16 protein-coding genes and 1 tRNA gene are annotated in these 17028 nt (G+C 65.6%); 7 read left to right on the top strand and 10 right to left on the bottom strand.

The features are described 5' to 3' along the window. Positions 1 to 2562, top strand: a complete 2562-nt coding sequence (locus Q0D93_RS04775) for an HWE histidine kinase domain-containing protein (protein WP_294391802.1) — start codon at positions 1 to 3, stop codon at positions 2560 to 2562. A 188-nt stretch (positions 2563 to 2750) separates the two neighbouring features. On the opposite strand, the gene Q0D93_RS04770 is transcribed toward Q0D93_RS04775, so the two are convergent. Beyond that, positions 2751 to 2827, bottom strand: a tRNA-Met gene (locus Q0D93_RS04770). A 176-nt stretch (positions 2828 to 3003) separates the two neighbouring features. Here Q0D93_RS04770 and Q0D93_RS04765 point away from each other — a divergent pair. After that, the gene (locus Q0D93_RS04765) at positions 3004 to 3411 is read left to right on the top strand and encodes a DUF3775 domain-containing protein (protein WP_294391801.1); all 408 of its coding nucleotides are present in this window, start codon (positions 3004 to 3006) and stop codon (positions 3409 to 3411) included. On the opposite strand, the gene Q0D93_RS04760 is transcribed toward Q0D93_RS04765, so the two are convergent. From Q0D93_RS04760 to Q0D93_RS04740, 5 genes are all read right to left on the bottom strand, one after another. Continuing rightward, the gene (locus tag Q0D93_RS04760) at positions 3412 to 3930 is read right to left on the bottom strand and encodes a 2'-5' RNA ligase family protein (RefSeq protein WP_294391800.1); all 519 of its coding nucleotides are present in this window, start codon (positions 3928 to 3930) and stop codon (positions 3412 to 3414) included. Beyond that, positions 3920 to 4453, bottom strand: coding sequence for a PRC-barrel domain-containing protein (locus Q0D93_RS04755; RefSeq protein ID WP_294391799.1), 534 nt, complete (start codon positions 4451 to 4453; stop codon positions 3920 to 3922). Before Q0D93_RS04755 ends, Q0D93_RS04760 begins: the two co-directional genes overlap by 11 nt. A gap of 11 nt (positions 4454 to 4464) precedes the next feature. After that, positions 4465 to 5094, bottom strand: coding sequence for an NTP transferase domain-containing protein (locus Q0D93_RS04750; RefSeq protein WP_294391798.1), 630 nt, complete (start codon positions 5092 to 5094; stop codon positions 4465 to 4467). 3 nt (positions 5095 to 5097) lie between these two features. Then, a complete protein-coding gene (locus Q0D93_RS04745) occupies positions 5098 to 6996 on the bottom strand; it encodes a potassium transporter Kup (RefSeq protein ID WP_294391797.1) in 1899 nt (632 codons plus the stop codon). A gap of 162 nt (positions 6997 to 7158) precedes the next feature. Then, positions 7159 to 7629 carry an Lrp/AsnC family transcriptional regulator gene (locus Q0D93_RS04740; protein WP_294391796.1) on the bottom strand — a complete coding sequence of 157 codons (471 nt, stop codon included), beginning with the start codon at positions 7627 to 7629 and terminating at the stop codon, positions 7159 to 7161. Positions 7630 to 7759: 130 nt separating this feature from the next. Between Q0D93_RS04740 and ald the strand changes: the two genes are divergently transcribed. The 3 genes from ald to Q0D93_RS04725 are packed head-to-tail and all read left to right on the top strand — an operon-like array spanning position 7760 to position 9670. Continuing rightward, positions 7760 to 8854 (top strand): alanine dehydrogenase, encoded by a 1095-nt coding sequence (gene ald / locus Q0D93_RS04735; RefSeq protein ID WP_294391795.1) that lies wholly within the window; start codon positions 7760 to 7762, stop codon positions 8852 to 8854. A gap of 50 nt (positions 8855 to 8904) precedes the next feature. Then, entirely contained in the window at positions 8905 to 9117 is a 213-nt protein-coding gene (locus Q0D93_RS04730; protein ID WP_294391794.1) for a DUF3072 domain-containing protein, read from the top strand. 22 nt (positions 9118 to 9139) lie between these two features. Next, positions 9140 to 9670, top strand: a complete 531-nt coding sequence (locus Q0D93_RS04725; RefSeq protein ID WP_294391793.1) for a biliverdin-producing heme oxygenase — start codon at positions 9140 to 9142, stop codon at positions 9668 to 9670. A 125-nt stretch (positions 9671 to 9795) separates the two neighbouring features. On the opposite strand, the gene Q0D93_RS04720 is transcribed toward Q0D93_RS04725, so the two are convergent. Beyond that, a complete protein-coding gene (locus Q0D93_RS04720) occupies positions 9796 to 11961 on the bottom strand; it encodes a histidine kinase dimerization/phosphoacceptor domain -containing protein (RefSeq protein WP_294391792.1) in 2166 nt (721 codons plus the stop codon). 142 nt (positions 11962 to 12103) lie between these two features. Then, on the bottom strand, positions 12104 to 12931 hold the full coding sequence (gene cysQ, locus Q0D93_RS04715; RefSeq protein WP_294391791.1) for a 3'(2'),5'-bisphosphate nucleotidase CysQ: 828 nt from the start codon (positions 12929 to 12931) through the stop codon (positions 12104 to 12106). An 85-nt stretch (positions 12932 to 13016) separates the two neighbouring features. Here cysQ and cysD point away from each other — a divergent pair, with 85 nt between their 5' ends. After that, on the top strand, positions 13017 to 13922 hold the full coding sequence (gene cysD, locus Q0D93_RS04710; RefSeq protein ID WP_294391790.1) for a sulfate adenylyltransferase subunit CysD: 906 nt from the start codon (positions 13017 to 13019) through the stop codon (positions 13920 to 13922). Then, complete coding sequence (gene cysN / locus Q0D93_RS04705; protein WP_294391789.1) at positions 13922 to 15838, top strand: sulfate adenylyltransferase subunit CysN; 1917 nt, start codon at positions 13922 to 13924, stop codon at positions 15836 to 15838. Before cysD ends, cysN begins: the two co-directional genes overlap by 1 nt. Here cysN and Q0D93_RS04700 read toward each other — a convergent pair. Together Q0D93_RS04700 and Q0D93_RS04695 are read right to left on the bottom strand one after the other, a co-directional pair. Next, positions 15820 to 16290, bottom strand: coding sequence for a DUF4126 domain-containing protein (locus Q0D93_RS04700; RefSeq protein ID WP_294391788.1), 471 nt, complete (start codon positions 16288 to 16290; stop codon positions 15820 to 15822). The two genes, cysN and Q0D93_RS04700, sit on opposite strands and share 19 nt — an antisense overlap. A 95-nt stretch (positions 16291 to 16385) precedes the next feature. Further along, a complete protein-coding gene (locus Q0D93_RS04695; protein ID WP_294391787.1) occupies positions 16386 to 16982 on the bottom strand; it encodes an NADPH-dependent FMN reductase in 597 nt (198 codons plus the stop codon). Positions 16983 to 17028: the final 46 nt, after the last annotated feature.

The following is a 17028-nucleotide window of genomic DNA, read 5'->3' as shown; positions in this document are numbered from 1 at the left end:
GTGAGCGAGACCGGTGGCGAGGTTGATCTTACGAATTGCGACCGTGAGCCCATCCACCTGCTTGGAGCGATCCAGCCGGTCGGCTTCCTGGTCGTCGTCAGCACCGACTGGATCGTGGCGCGCGCATCCGCCAACGTCGCAACCTTTCTCGGGGTCGCACCGACATCGATGATCGGCAACCTGCTGGCCGACTTCGTACCGCACCAACTCGTTCACGACCTGCGCAACCGTATCGCCTATCTGGGTTTGCCGGACACGGTGGAGCGGGTGTTCGGGTGTCAATTGCGGGAGGGCGGCGACACGTTCGACATCGCCGTCCACTTTTCCGGCGGCCAGATCGTGATCGAGGCGGAGCCCGGCGTTCAAAGCAATGGCGACGCCACCGGCACGGTTCGCGCGATGATGACGCGGCTCGACGGTCAGCCCGATCTTACCGCTTTCTATCGAGAAGGCGCGCGGCAGGTGCGTGCCCTGCTCGGCTATGATCGCGTGATGGTCTACAAATTCGCACGCGACGGCGCGGGCGAGGTGATTGCCGAGGCGGCCAAGCCCGGCATCGGATCGTTCAAGGGCCTGCATTACCCGGCCAGCGATATCCCCGTTCAGGCCCGCGCGCTTTACAAGCGCAACCTGCTACGCGTGATCCGCGACGTGAACGCCACGCCGGTGCGGATCGTCCCCGAACTGGACGAGCATCGCAGGCCGCTCGACCTGTCTTTGTCGGTGCTGCGATCGGTGTCGCCGATCCACATCGAATATCTCAAGAATATGGGGGTGGAAGCATCGCTGTCGATCTCCATCGTGGTGGACGACGAATTGTGGGGCCTGTTCGCCTGCCACCATTATTCGCCGCGTGCGCCCACGTTCGAGCGGCGCTCGGTAAGCGAGTTGTTTGCCCAGATGTTCTCCATGCGGCTGGAAAGCCGCGAGCGACGGGCGCTGGTGGAATATGAACGGCGCGCCCGCGACATTTCGGACCAGCTTCTCGGCGCGGTGGCGTCTGACGAGACCCTGCTGAACGATCCGGACTGGCTGGCCGACATCCTCACCAGCACCATTCCGGCCGACGGGGTCGGGGTCTGGATCAACGGCAGCTATGCTTTTTCCGGCGTCACCCCGCCGACCGATGACTTCCGCCGCATCATTCGCGCCCTGAACGGGACAGCGGCGGGAAAGGTCTATTCCACGGACCATATCGGCTCGCTCGTCGATCGGGCGGAACCCTTCGCCAGCCAGGCGGCCGGTCTGCTCGCCATTCCCATCTCCCGCGCGCCCCGCGACTATGTGGTGCTGTTCCGCAAGGAAATGCGGGATTCAGTGCGCTGGGCCGGCGACCCGCACAAGCCGGTGCAGTTCGGCCCCAATGGCCCACGGCTGACGCCGCGCGAAAGCTTCGCCGAGTGGCAGGAGCTGGTGGAGGGCCGCTCCCGCCCGTTCACCCCATCGGAACTGCGGGTGGCCGAAACGCTGCGCGCCACGTTGATCGAGGTGGTGCTGCGCCTGGCGGATGAGGCGGCTGCGCAAAGGCACCAGGCCAATGCCCGCCAGGAATTGCTGATCGCCGAGCTCAACCATCGGGTTCGCAACATCCTGGGCGTGATCCGCGGATTGATCCGCCAGTCGCAGCCGGATGAGAATGCCGTGCGCGACTTCGTCAAGGTCGTGGACGGACGCATCCACGCGCTCGCCCGCGCCCACAACCAGATCACCGACGATCATTGGGGTCCTGCCCCGCTCCAGGCACTGATCGACGCCGAGGCCGGCGCGTTCGCCGCCAACAAGGAAAGCGCGATCATCTCGGACGGGCCGCCGGTCCTGCTCAACCCGCAGGCGTATTCGACCATGGCGCTCGTCATCCATGAACTGGTGACCAACTCCACCAAATATGGAAGCCTGTCCGACAATGGCGAGGTCCACATCCGGTGGCAGCGCAATGGCGACAAGAGCCTGGTCTTCACCTGGCAGGAAAGCGGCGGGCCACCCGTCGCCAAGCCCACGCGCAAGGGGTTTGGCACCACCATCGTCGAGCGGTCGGTGCCGTATGATCTCGGCGGCACGGCGGAGATCCACTATGATCCTACCGGGGTTCATGCCCGCTTCTGCATTCCGGCGCGGCATGTGTCCGAACGACGGACCTTTGCGGGTCCGGCGGTGAAGCTGCCGCACCCGAGGCCACATCATCCGGCGCCCATCAAGCCTGACCTGCTGGCAAACCGATCGGTGCTGCTGGTGGAAGACAGCCTGATCATCGCGCTGGATGCCGAGGACATACTGACCCGCTTCGGCGCTACCATCGCCACGGCCTCCACCCCGGCGGCCGCGCACGACACGCTGGACGATCTGACGCCGGATTTCGCGATCCTGGACATCAATTTGGGTGACCAGACCAGTTTCGGCATCGCGGACCGACTCCAGGACCAGGGTGTCCCGTTCTTCTTCGCCTCAGGCTATGGCGAACAGGCCAAGCTGCCCGATGAACATCGAGCGCGGATGGTGGTGCAGAAGCCCTATACGACAGAAAACATCGCCCGTGCGGTGGAGGAACTTCTCGGCCTGGCATGATGCCGCGCGACGGCCGTCGCTCCGGGGGGGGGGGGAGCTGGACCACAGACCATGACGGCATACCGCATTTCTGGATGCCGCAGAATCGCACCCACGATGAAGAAATCGGCTGCCGTCGAATATGACCGGACCCAGCCTTTACCAGACCTTTCGGCACATCGTGTGCCTCCCAGTCTGCATGGGAGGCATGGTAGCGGAGGAGGGACTTGAACCCCCGACACGCGGATTATGATTCCGCTGCTCTAACCAGCTGAGCTACTCCGCCCCAATGTCACGGCCGACCGGAACGAGGCGCGGCCTATAACAAGGGATGGCAGGCGGTCAACTCCATCCATGCGCTATTTTTGCGCGGCACCGGGTTCAGATGGCGTGGGAACCGGGCGCGACCCGCCACGTTCGCGCCAACGTGAATTGTTGAGGCTTACGGAGGAGTTTGGCCCGATGGATCTTTCGACGCCGCTGGAAACGATCTGCCGCTTGATCGTCCGCGCTCGTGAACTCGAAGCGCAGGTGCCCGCGATCGAGACTGACGAGGAAAAGGACCCCACCGATTCGGACGATGAGTTCGCGGTGCTGGAGGATGAGGCCAACGAGGCGATCGAAGAGGAGATCGAGGCGCTGCTCGACGATCTCGGGGACGACCAGTTGCAGGAGGTGCTGGCGCTCGCTTTGGTGGGACGCGGCACATACGACGCTAGCGAGTGGGACGACGCCATCGAAGCCGCGGCCGATCCGGATGCGGAGGATCCGGCCGACCAGCTGCTGGATATGCCGACGCTGGCTGCTTACCTCGAAGCGGGCCTGGCCGCCTTCGATCTCAGCTGCGAAGGCATGGGCCAGATCGACTGATCAGCCCCGGAACGGGTGCCGGGACACCGGCTCCCACGGACCGCCCCGGTAACGCCAGACGGCAAGGGCGGCGATAACTATCGGGCGGGGACGAAAATCCTCGCCCAACATGCGCTGGAGCGCCCGCGCATCCTCCGGCGACACCTTGTTCTGCACCGTGACATGCGGCCGCCATCCCGCGCGATCCTGCGGCGTGAGCAGCAGGCCGAAAGCGTCGGCCAGCTCCGCCCGAATGCGTTCGAGGTCGGGAGACAGGATGCGGATCGCCGTACCACGTCCCAGGTTCATGAGCGCGCTCGCCTGAGCGTCCGGACGTGGGCCACGGCTCGCCTCCGCAAGGCGGGATTTGAGTTCGTCCTCGGCGGACGGCGGCAGCGCGTGGAACAGGGTCAGGTGCGCGGCCAGCAGGTTGCGTTCCGGCGGAAAATGCGCGCGACGCAATCCGTCCAGCCACGCAAGGTCTGTCGGCGCGAACAGGGCCGAGACGATCAGGGGCGCGGCCGCGGGATCAGGCTGCATGAGCGGATCGCGCGGCCGTCGGCCAGTTGCCGGGTTCAAGCGCGGTGCGGGTAGCAAGTTCGGCCGCGTCGATCCGCGTGCGGACATAGCCGTCGCACACCGTCACCTCCGACCAGCGCAGCGCGTGGAGTCGCTCCCCCACCCCGCCGATCCCGCCTTCGCACACGACCAGGTAGCTCACCGAACCCCGGTCGCAAGTGGCCATGGCCTCCACGACATTGGCGATCGTCCGGTCGGCGCCATCGCGGACCGGCATGCCTTCCAGCTTGCTGAGGGCGAACAGGTCCGCCGTGGGCGCAGACACGCTTTCCTGTCGCGCCGCCTCCGCCCCGCTGTCGTAGCGGGCACGTCGGCCGAGCCAGCGCCACACGCCGACCACGTCGACCAGCAGGAGAAAGGCGTTGCTGATCAGCAAATTCTGCTGGTTTGTTGCGATGCCGACGATGACCCAGGCGATCGCGCCGATCGTGAACACCACGAACCCCCATCCCGTCACCCTCGGCCCGAGATTGGCGGCGGTCATCACCGCAGCCATCATCGTCGCCGCGGGTGCGACCCAGCTTGCAAACTCCACGCATCGCTCCTCTTGTTCGTGGAGGGAGCAACGTCGCGCAACACCGCACGATCCATCCGCGCCCGCCGCAGGGCCGCACGCGTGTCTATGTCCAGCAGGTTGCCGCGCCCGCCACGGACCGTGCCGATGCGGCCGGGGTCGAGCCGCCGGACCAGCCCCGTGTCGCCGGACGGCCGCACCGCGCGTCCCGCCGCCGTTCGCACCAGCACGGGATGCCCCAACGCTTCACCCACGCGTGGCCGCACTGCGTCCAGCCCCGCCGTCAGCCGCATGGCACGCGGTACGGTCGCAAACGGCATGTCGGCGAGGAAAATCAGGATCTCGCGCTCACAGGGCCGTAGGGCCGCCAAGGCCGCACCCAGGCTGCCGCCCATGCCGGTGCGCGAGGCGGGCGCATGGACCCAGTGGACGCGCTTGCGCGGCCTGTGCCGGCGAACGGGCGCGACCACGATCACCCGCCCTCGCACCGACGCCAGGGCGCGGTCGAGCGCATGGTCGAACAATGACCTGCCGGAGATCCGCGCTTCCAACTTGTCGGCCCGACCGAACCGGCGCGACCGCCCGCCCGCAAGCAGGATGGCCGCGCGCACGGTCTAGATCTCGACCTGGCTACCGAGTTCGACGACGCGATTGGTCGGCAGGCGGAAGAATTCCATCGCACTTTCCGCATTGCGCAGCATCCAGGCGAACAGCTTTTCGCGCCAGATCGCCATGCCGGGCCGCGCGGACGGGATCAATGTCTGCCGCGCGAGGAAAAAGCTGGTATCCATCATCCGGAATTGCGGGCCGCAATCCTTGACGTGCGCCAGCGCCGCCGGAACGTCCGCATCCTCCATGAAGCCGTAACGCACAACGACGCGGAAGAAGCCTTCGTCCAGATCCTCCACCCGCAGGCGGTTGGGCGAGGAAACGTAGGGCACATCCTCGATCTTCACCGTCAGCAGGATCACGCGCTCGTGCAGCACCTTGTTGTGTTTGAGGTTATGGAGCAGCGCATGGGGAACGCCTTCGGGTGCCGAGGTCATGAACACGGCGGTGCCGGGTACGCGCGTGGCGGAATTGACCGCCGACCGCACGAACACCTGCACCGGCATCGCCACCTCGCGCATCCGCTCGATCATCAAGGCCCGGCCCTTGGCCCAGGTGGTCAGGAGCGTGAAGGCGAGGAAGCCGATCAGCAGCGGGAACCAGCCGCCATCGACCACCTTGGTCAGGTTGGACGCAAAATATGCGGAATCGATCAGCAGGAACAGCGCGACCAGCAATCCGCCCAGCCACTTGGGCCAGTTCCAGACCCGGATCACCAGCACACCCATCATGCAGGTGGTGATGAACATCGTGCCCGTCACCGCAATGCCATAGGCCGCCGCCAGGTTGCTCGATTCCCGGAAGAACAGGACCAGCAGCACGACCATCACCATCAGCGCCCAATTGGCAACCGGCACGTAGATCTGCCCGGCGGCCGAGACGCTGGTATGCTCGATCCGGACGCGCGGCATCAGACCCAGTTGCACCGCCTGCTGCACCACCGAGAACAGGCCGGTGATCACGGCCTGGCTGGCGATAATGGTCGCCATGGTGGCGATGCCCACCAGCGGGAGACGCCACGCCTCCGGCGCCATCAGGAAGAAGGGGCTCTCCACCGAAGCGGGATCGCGCAGCAGCAGCGCGCCCTGCCCCAGATAGTTCAGCATCAGCGCCGGAAATACCAAATAGAGCCACGCCGCCTGAATCGGCGGGCGGCCGAAATGGCCCATGTCGGCATACAGCGCCTCCGCACCGGTCAGCGCCAGCACGATCGAACCCAGCGCCAGAAACGCCAGGAGCGGATCATGCGCGAAGAAGCGGATGCCCCATACCGGGTTGAGCGCCGTCAGAATGTGCGGGCTTTCGACGATGCTCATCAGGCCCAGCACCGCCAGCGTCAGGAAATAGACGCACATCAGCGGCCCGAAGAATCGCCCGAGCAGGTCGGTGCCACGCGATTGGATCAGGAACAATCCGATCAGGATGCCGACTGCGACCGGGATCACGAAGGGTGCGAAGCCGCTCTGGACGATAGCCAGGCCCTCCACCGCCGACAGGACGGAAATGGCCGGCGTGATCATGCAATCGCCGAAGAACAGCGCCGTGGCGAGCACGCCCAGCAGCACCAGCCCGCTGCTCCATCGCCCGCCGCCGCCGGCGCGACGCTGGATCAGCGCCAGCAGCGCCAGGCTGCCGCCCTCGCCCTTGTTGTCGGCACGCAGGATCAGCAGGATATATTTGCCGGTGACGATCACCACCAGCGACCAGAAGATCAGGCTGAGCGCACCCAGGATGTGGAGCGGATCCACCGCCAGCGGGTGGTGGCCGATGAAGATTTCCTTCATCGAATAAAGTGGACTGGTTCCAATGTCGCCATAGACGACGCCGATCGCGCCGAGCGACAGCCGCAATAACCCGTGCGGGCCATGCGCGTGATCGCCCGTGGCATGCGGCGGGGCATCCAAGGGTGCGGGACTGGGTGAGACGGCGGTGCCGGAAGACATAGATGCGAAGGGACCTTCACACGGCCGGGCTGCTCGGCGCAAGGAGCGCCGGACCGCATCCGGCGACAGCGGCGGGCCACTAGCACTTAGGTTAGGACGCCGCAACAGCGCACAGATGGGCGGTCAGGCCGGGCCGAACAAGGCCTCCGCCTCGCTCCGCGTCGGAATGGCGCGCAGCACGAAGCTGCTGTTGATGGTGGTGACGCACGGCAGCCGGCCGAGATGCTCGCGATGGATGCGCTCATAATCGTCCAGGTCGCGGCACACGATCTTCAGCCGGTAATCGTGACTGCCCGACACCAGCATGCATTCCACCACGCCGGGAATTACGGCAACGGCACGCTCGAAGCGGGCGAGTTCCTCTTCGCTCTGGGTCGACAGCGTGATGTCCACCAGGGCGGTCACGCGAAAGCCGATGGCGCGCAGCCCGAACCGAGCGGCATAGCCAGCGATCCAGCCGGACGCCTCCAGTGCCTGAATGCGGCGGGTGCAGGCCGACTGGGACAGCCCGATCTCCTCTGCCATCCGCGACACGGGGAGTCGCGCGTCGCGTCCCAGCGCGCGCAGCAGGGCAAGGTCAATCCGATCCATCATGCATGGATTCTCTGCGAGGCAGCCATTTGGCAACGGCTTTGTTTCCGAACGGTCACCCGCAGCCACTACTTTGCACGGATCTTCGCAACCTAAAACGATATGATCACGACACAGATAAGGAGAGACTGCGATGCGGATCGGCGTGCCCAAGGAGATCAAGAATCACGAATATCGCGTCGGCCTGACGCCGCCATCGGTCGCGGAGCTGGTCGCGGCAGGCCATGAGGTCGTCGTCGAGACGGGTGCCGGCGGGGGCATCGACTTCCAGGATGCGGACTATGTCGCGGCAGGCGCGACGATCCTGGCTACCGCCGACGCCGTGTTCGATCGGGCCGAGATGATCGTCAAGGTCAAGGAACCCCAGCCGGAGGAGATTGCCCGGCTGAGGCCCCATCACCTGTTGTTCACCTACCTCCATCTCGCCGCCGACAAGCCGCAGGGGGAGGGGCTGATGGCCTCCGGTGCAACCTGCATCGCCTATGAAACCGTGACCAGCCCGCGTGGCGGCCTGCCCCTGCTCAAGCCGATGTCGGAGGTAGCGGGCCGCATGTCGGTTCAGGTCGGCGCGCATTACCTGGAAAAGGAACAAGGCGGGCGCGGCGTCCTGCTGGGCGGGGTGCCCGGTGTGGCACCGGCCCGTGTGGCCATCCTCGGGGGTGGCATTGCGGGGGTGAATGCGGCGCAGATGGCGGTCGGCATGCGCGCCGACGTCACCATCTACGACATCAACAATGATCGGCTGGCCGAACTGGACATGTTCTTTTCCAGCCAGATCAAGACCGCTTACGCGTCCAAGGCGGCGATCGCCGCTGCCGTCGCCAAGGCGCATCTGGTGATCGGCGCGGTGCTGATCCCCGGTGCCGCCGCGCCCAAGCTGGTCACCCGCGACATGCTGAAGACGATGAAGCGCGGATCGGTGCTGGTCGACATCGCGATCGATCAGGGAGGCTGCTTCGAAACCAGCCATGCCACCACGCATGACGATCCGGTGTTCGAGGTGGACGGCATCATCCACTATTGCGTCGCCAACATGCCCGGCGCCGTCGCACGCACCTCCGCCTTCGCGCTCAACAACGCTACCCTGCCCTTCGCCCTGCGGCTGGCCAGCCTGGGCGCGGAGGCGACCATGGCCGCCGACCCGCATCTTGCCGCCGGCCTGAACGTCTCGGGCGGCAAGATCCGCCACCAGGCGGTGGCCGACGCGCTTGGTTTACCGTTCAACTGACGGGAACATGATCGGAACATCAGGCGTTTCCACGCAAAGGAGTTCGCCTGATGACCGACAATCCCAAGAGCAATCCTACCTCCAACGCCGAAAAGGATCCGGACGACTGGACCACCGGCGGTGAGCCGATGACCGGCGCGCAGGCCTCCTACCTCAAGACCTTGAGCGAGGAAGCGCACGAGCCGTTCGAGGACGACCTGACCAAGGCCGAGGCGTCCAAGCGCATCGACGCCTTGCAGGAGGAGACTGGACGCGGCCAGTAAAGGTCGGCAACGCGGGCGGAGCATGACGGCCCATCTTCAGCTCCGCTCCGCTACGTCCGCCAAGCATGACGAGGTCGATGCGGCCTTTGGTCAATTCGACCTTGCCGACCCTTGGAGTTATGCCGCGTTTCTCCGTGCCCATGCGCGGATTCTGCCGGCGTTGGAAACGGCTTTGGCGCAGTCGGATGCTGTGCCGGATTTCGCCCCCCGGACGCTTGAGCTGGTCGCGGACCTTGCCGCGCTCGGTGAAGCTCCCCCGCCCCTCCTGCCGGCTCCGGCGCTGGACGATGAGGCCGCGGCATTGGCGGCCATGTATGTGGTGGAAGGGTCGCGGCTGGGTGGCGTGATGCTGTCCCGCCAAATTCCGGCTACCCTGCCCCGCGCCTATCTTTCGGCCGCACATCGTCCGGGCGGATGGCGTAACGTGCTGGCTCATCTGGACGCCGGTTGGGACGGGTCCACCGCCTGGATGAGGCGCGCGATCGCTACGGCGGAAAGCGTCTTCGACCTTTACGCCCAAGCCGCGCGGCTGGAGACTGTTACCCGGCCATAGTCCTCAAGGCGTTCGGGATGCACGATCGTCGCGTGCCCGAACGCGGACCCTGAACGATACAGGACGGGCCCCCTTGCACTGTTCGACGACCCCGCCATCGACCGACCCACAGCGATAAATCCCGCTCAGCGATCCTCCACCGGCGCGGTTACGATCATGCGTCGGCCAGGATGATTGTCCTCGCGCTCCATCGTTCCGCCGAGGCGCTGAACCATCGCCTTCATCATGCGGGTGCCGAACCCTTCGCGCGTGCTGTTGCCGCCACCGCCGCCCTGATCCGCGACGATCAGGCAGAAGCTGCTGCCATGTTCGTTGAGCGAGATCTGCAGCGGACCCGGCTGCCCACCATAGGCATATTTGTTGGCGTTGATCACCAGTTCGGTCAGGATCAAGCCGACATGGACGGCGCGATCAGCCGGCAACAGAACCGGCGCCAGATCCAGCACCATTGCCTGCGCCCATTCCGGGCCCATGGCCGTATGCATGTCGGCGATCAGCTCTTCCAGATAGCGGCCGAGGTCGACCAACTCGATCTGGTCCGCCTGATAAAGGCGGCGATGGACCAGCGCCACTGCGGACAGCCGCCGCTGCGCCTCGCCCAGATGCTCGGCCAGTGTCTCGTCCCCGGCAGCTTGCGCCTGTAGCGAGAGGAACGCCTGCACCAGTTGCAGGCTGTTCTGGACGCGGTGGTTCACCTCGCGCAGCAGATGCTCCTTCTCCGTCAAGAGAGCGTCCTTTTCCGCCAGCGTCTCGTTCAGCTGGCGGTTGAGCTGGCGCAGGCGTTGTGCCTGCTGCACTTCGATCAGGGCGCGGCGCAAATGGCTCGCCGCCTCGACCTCCGCCACGCTCCACCGCCGCGATCGGCCGCGCACCGTCTCGTTCCATGCCGCAAAGCTGGCGCGCGGGGTCAGCTCACCGCCGGGCGTGGATACCGCCTTGTGCGGGTTGCCCGCCCATTTCACTTCCTCCGGCTGTTCCGCCCGGAACCACAGCAGCTGCCCGACGCCGCTGATGGCGATCACCACCACGCCGCTGGCAGCCTCGCGGTAGGTCTGGGCGGGGGAAAACAGCTCGCCCAAGCGGAAGGTCGAGAATGGCTCTCCGCTGCTCTTGGTGGACAGCCAGGCAGTCAGCTCGCGCAATTGCGCCGCGTCAGGGCAACAGCCCTGGGTAACGACGTCGTCCGGGCTCCAAACTGCAAATCCATCCGCGCCCAGCAAGGCTCGCAGTTCGATCGCGCTCTCGCTTATGCTGCCTTCCAGCATGTCGCGGCTTGCCAGACGTGCGACGATCGCCTCCTCGGCCGATCGCAAGCGGATCCGCTCACGATAGCTTTCCGCTTCCTCCTTGGCGCGGATCTGGCGACTAAGCCCGCCCGCCAGCGCCCGACAGGCCGCCCGCGTTTCGTAGCTCAGCTGCCGCGGAGCATGGTGGTGGCAGGCGATCAGCCCCCACAACAACCCGTCCTTGACGATGGAAATGGACGCGGACGCCCCCACCCCCATGTTGCGGAGATATTGCAGATGGACCGGCGACACCGAACGCAACGCCGCGTCGGACAGGTCGATGCTGCTTACCCCCGCAACATCCGGCCGGATCGGCGCGGGATCGTAATCCACCCGCGAGATGACTCGCACCCGATTGCGGACGTACAGCGCGCGCGCCTGTCGCGGGATGTCCGTTCCCGGGAAATGATGGTTGAGGAACGACCCCATCTCGAGATCGCGATCCTCCGCGATGACCTTGCCTGCCTCGTCGTCCAGGAAGCGGTACACCAGCACCCGGTCGAAGCCGGTCAGGTCGCGAAAGGCGACCGCCGCGCGTTCGCACAATTGCGCGAGGTTGGCTGCCCGCTCGAAGCTGGCGCCGGCCGCGTCCAGCCAGGCGAGCATCGCCGCCGCCGGCTGCGGAACATCCGGCCTCGGCTCCAACTCGACCAGGATCAAGTCGCCGGACAGGAACAAAGACGCGTCGAACGTCTCGCCACGGCCCGCCACCGGCAGCAGGGGTACGGTCACCCCCACGGTTGCGCTCGCCTGCTCGATCGCCATGTCGACCTTCTGCGCCAGCAGATCGGCGATTGCCTTGCCCTGCCAGTCCGGCATCAGCCGCGCTTCCAACTCGCCCGCGCCGGCGATCACCAGTCGGGTGTCGCGCTCCGCCAGCAGCAGCAGGCCGTGCGGCTGGATCGAGCCGGGGACGTGGATCGGCTCACGGTCGCAAGCGGTTGCGTCTACGGCAGAAACCGGGGCGACGGGCGTCACACCCACGGGGCTCACATGTGCGACCAAGCAATCCTCTCTTGGGCACGTGCCATGCCCCGTCGTGCAGCACCTTAAAGTGGGCAAGCGACGTTGCAAGTACCCGATACTGATCCGACCAATGTGTTAGTGGGAAAATGTTGCTATCTTTATAACAAGATGGTGGCCATATTTACAGAAACGGTGCAATTGGAGGTGCGTCCACGTCGCCCGCCGCCACGAAGCCCGTATTGAAGAAATCGGGCTTGCCATAGACCATGGGTCGGCCGTCGGGTCCGTCGAGCCGCCCGCCGGCGGCCCGCAAAACGGCATCGCCCGCGGCGATGTCCCACTCGCAGGTCGGCGCAAGCCGGGGATACAGGTCGGCCTCCCCGGCTGCCACCATGCAGATTTTGAGGCTGGACCCGCGCGACACCCGGCTGGCGACGTCAAACTGGTCGAGATACGCCTCCGTGGCAGGCGAGTTGTGCGACCGCGACGCCACCGCCGCCAGGCCGCCAGCCGGGCGCATGCGCACCGCGATGGGCTGGCGCTCCCCGATCCGCCCGTCCTCGCTTACGACGGCTGACCATGCGCATTGCCGGGCCACATCGCCCATGAACAGCCGGCGCTCGACCGGTGCGTAGACGATGCCCAGTGCCGGCGCATGATCCTCGATCAGCGCGACGTTGACGGTGAAGTCCCCGCGCTTGCCGACAAACTCCTTGGTCCCGTCCAGCGGGTCGACCAATAGGAACCGGCCATCGGTGGCGGGAATGTTGCCGGCGGCCACCTCCTCCTCCGCGATCACGGGAATGCCGGGCAGGAGCCACGCCAGAGCCTTCAGGATGATGGCCTCGGCGCGCTGGTCCGCCTCCGTCACGGGAGAGGCATCGTCCTTGAAGACCACCGCGAAATCGGTGGCATAGACCGCCATGATCGCCTCGCCCGCCTCCACGCAGGCAGCGGCCAGATTGGCGAGCAGCAGGTCACGATCCCGCGCGAAATCTCCCTCGGTCATGGAGGACGCCTATGTCGCGGCGCATTGCGGCACAAACATTTTGTTGGAGGACAAACCGCCGGCCCCATGCTTGAGACGGGTTCTGATGACGGCCCCCCTCACCCATCTCCAGCGGCTCGAAGCCGAGAGCATCCACATCCTGCGCGAAGTGGTCGCGGAGGCCGACAAGCCGGTGATGCTCTATTCGGTCGGCAAGGATTCGGCCGTGATGCTGCATCTGGCGCGCAAGGCCTTCTACCCGGCGGCGCCGCCCTTTCCGCTGCTGCATGTGGATACGACCTGGAAGTTCCGGGCGATGTACGCACTGCGCGACCGGGCGGCAGAGGCAGCAGGCATGGACCTTCTGGTCCACCATAATCCCGATGCGATGGCGCGGGGCATCAATCCCTTCGACCACGGGCCGCTCCACACCGACATGTGGAAGACGGAGGGGTTGAAGCAGGCACTGGACCATCATGGGTTCGACGTGGCCTTTGGCGGCGCCCGACGCGACGAGGAGAAGAGTCGCGCCAAGGAGCGGATCTTTTCCTTTCGTTCCGCCAATCACCGGTGGGATCCGAAGAACCAGCGGCCGGAATTGTGGCACCTCTACAATGCCCGCAAGGCCAAGGGGGAGACGATCCGCGTCTTCCCGATCTCCAACTGGACCGAGCTCGACATCTGGCAGTATATTCACCTGGAAGGGATTGAGATCGTACCGCTTTACTTTGCGGCTCCGCGTCCGACGGTGGAGCGCGACGGCATGCTGCTGATGGTGGATGACGAACGCTTTCCGCTACGATCGGGGGAGGTGCCGGTGGAGCGGTCGATCCGTTTCCGCACGCTCGGCTGCTACCCGCTGACGGGCGCGGTGGAGAGCGAAGCCACCACGCTGACCGACGTCATCCAGGAGATGCTGCTTACCACCACGTCCGAACGCCAAGGGCGCGCGATCGATCGCGACGCGGGCGGGGCGAGCATGGAAAAGAAGAAGCAGGAAGGCTATTTCTGATGTCGGACACCCTGCCCGACAATCGTTATCGGATCGACGCCCTCATTGCGGACGACATCGACACCTACCTTGAACGGCATCAGCGCAAGAGCCTGTTGCGGTTCATCACCTGCGGGTCGGTGGATGATGGAAAGTCCACCCTTATCGGGCGGTTGTTGTACGATTCGAAGATGATCTTCGAGGATCAGCTGGCGCAGCTTGAGGCGGATTCGAAGAGGGTCGGAACGCAGGGGCAGAATATCGACTTCGCCTTGCTGGTCGATGGCCTCGCGGCGGAGCGCGAGCAGGGTATAACCATCGACGTCGCCTACCGCTTCTTCGCCACCGACAAGCGCAAGTTCATAGTCGCCGACACGCCAGGGCACGAACAATATACGCGTAACATGGTGACCGGCGCGTCCACCGCCGACCTCGCCGTGATCCTGGTCGATGCGCGCAAGGGCGTGCTGACCCAGACCCGGCGGCACACCTATCTCGCGCATTTGATCGGTATCCGGAACCTGGTGCTGGCGGTGAACAAGATGGACCTGATCGACTATGATCAGGGCCGGTACGACGCGATCGTGGCGGATTATGCCGCCTTCGCCCGCTCGATCGGGATCGAGGCGTTCACCGCATTGCCGATTTCGGGTTTTACCGGGGCCAATATTTCGCTGCGCTCCGAGCAGACCCCTTGGTATCTCGGTCCCACATTGATCGAACATCTCGAAACGGTGCCGGTCGACACCGATGCCGGGCGTGATGCGCCGTTCCGCCTGCCGGTACAGTGGGTGAACCGCCCCAATCTGGACTTTCGCGGTTTTGCCGGACCGATCTCCAGCGGGACGATCCGCCGGGGTGATCCCGTCCGCATCCTGCCGTCGGGCAAGACGTCCACCATAACCCGCATCGTGACCATGGACGGCGACCTGGACGAAGCGGTCGCCGGCCAGTCGGTCACCCTGACCCTTGCCGACGAGGTGGATTGCAGCCGGGGCGACGTGATCGCGACAGCCGATGCTCCGCCGGAAGCGGCCGACCAGTTCGAGGCGACGATCGTCTGGATGGCGGATGAGGAGATGCTGCCCGGCCGTCCTTATTGGCTGAAGCTGGGCACGCAGACCGTTACCGCCAATGTGCAGGCGCCAAAATATCAGGTCAATGTCAACACGTTGGAGCATCTTGCCGCCAAGACGTTGCAGCTGAATGCGATCGGCGTGTGCAACCTCTCGACCGATCGCAATATCGTGTTCGAACCCTATGCCGACAATCGCGACCTGGGCGGGTTCATCCTGATCGACAAGTTCACCAACGCCACCGTGGCGGCGGGCATGATCCACTTTGCGTTGCGCCGCGCGCAGAACGTGCACTGGCAGGCGACCGACATTACGCGTGAGCGGCACGCCGAACTGATGCGGCAGAAACCGGCGGTGTTGTGGTTCACCGGCCTGTCCGGCGCGGGCAAATCCACCATCGCCAACCTGGTGGAGAAGAAGCTGGCGCGCATGAACCGCCACACCTTCCTGCTGGATGGCGACAATGTGCGACACGGGCTGAACAGGGACCTGGGCTTCACCGACGTGGATCGGGTCGAAAATATCCGCCGGGTTGGGGAAGTGGCCAAGCTGATGGCCGATGCGGGGCTGATCGTGGTGACGGCCTTCATCTCCCCCTTCGTGGCTGAGCGGACGATGGTGCGGCAGATGCTGCCCGCCGGCGAGTTCATCGAGATCTTCATCGATACCAGCCTGGACGAAGCCGAGCGGCGCGACGTGAAAGGTCTTTATGCCAAGGCGCGCGCGGGCAAGCTCGCCAACTTTACCGGTATCGATTCGCCATATGAGGCGCCGGACCGGCCGGAACTGCACATCGACACCGCCCGGCTCTCGCCCGAGCAGGCAGCCGACGTGATCGTAGATTATCTGCTCGACCGCTGAACCGGCCGATTCAGATTGGCGACGGCGGTTCCGCTCGCCATGACGATCGCGTCCTCGACGAAGCCGGTCACGTCCTGACCGAAGCTGCGCATCGCCCGCACGCGCAGCCGAAAGCCGACGTAGGAGGCTGCAATCGCAGTCGCCGCGGCCAGCACGGCGGCGGTCTTGCGCTGTTCCATCGGTGCGAGTGCCGCACCGGCAAAGGCCGCGGTGACGCTACGGGCGATCAGTCCCGGCAGGATGATGCGATCGGGTGCGGAGCGGAGCTTGTCGCCCGCCATCTCGCTGCCGGCCAGAGCGATAGCACCGGAGACGACCAGCGGATTGGCGAGCAGCCGGGCACCCGGCGCACCGGCCGGCAACACACCCCGCCGCGCGGCACTCGCGACGGCGGCGAGCGGCGCCATGGCGCGTTGTCCGGCGACCAGGCCGATCAGGATGGAGCGTAGCATAGGGCCTCCACGGTTTAGCGACAATGCGCCTCCAACCGCCGATCGCGGCTTGGGATCCCGGGTGCTGCGTAGATCGGCCGGATTGGAACCCCGGCTTAGCCTTGGAAGACGCTCAAACCCGCTTGCCGCCAGCGCGCGAAGTCCACGACCTGCCGAGCCACCAGCGCGATCTGCCCGCCGACCTTGGCATCCACCGCCGTGCCGTCATCCTCGAACATCCTGCCTTCGGGCACGAACGCCGCCCCGTAAGGCGTCGGCCAGGCCCGCAGGGCGTGAGCGATCGAGCGCAAGGTCACCAAAGTCGTGCCGCACGCCAGCCAGCCGAATGCCGTGACGATGGCCCCGAAGGCGCACCCGTCCAGATAAGGCCGCTCGTCGCGCGCCAGATCCTCCAGCAGGTCGAGCGCGTTCTTGACCGGGCCGGTGATGCTGCCATGGTAGCCGGCCGATGCGACGATCACCCCGTCGCAATCGCGCACAGCCTCCACGAACAGGCTTTCCTCCTCCGTCCGCTCGCTTCGCCCCGGCACATACAGCGGCAGGCCGGAGATCAGCGCGCCGTCGATCAGGCGCGTGCGTGCGCCCATCGCTTCGGCCGCCTTGAGCGCGCACCGCACCGAAAGTTCGCTGGTGGAATTTGGCCGGGACGTGCCGCCGATGCCAAGGATCAGCGGTTGGAACATGTCGGCCATGGCTCTCGCCTAGCGGGGCAGCCGCGCCTGCGCAACCGCCCCGCTC

Source organism: uncultured Sphingomonas sp., from assembly GCF_934560975.1.
GTDB lineage: Bacteria > Pseudomonadota > Alphaproteobacteria > Sphingomonadales > Sphingomonadaceae > Sphingomonas_I.
This window is presented reverse-complemented; position numbering and strand designations above follow the sequence as displayed.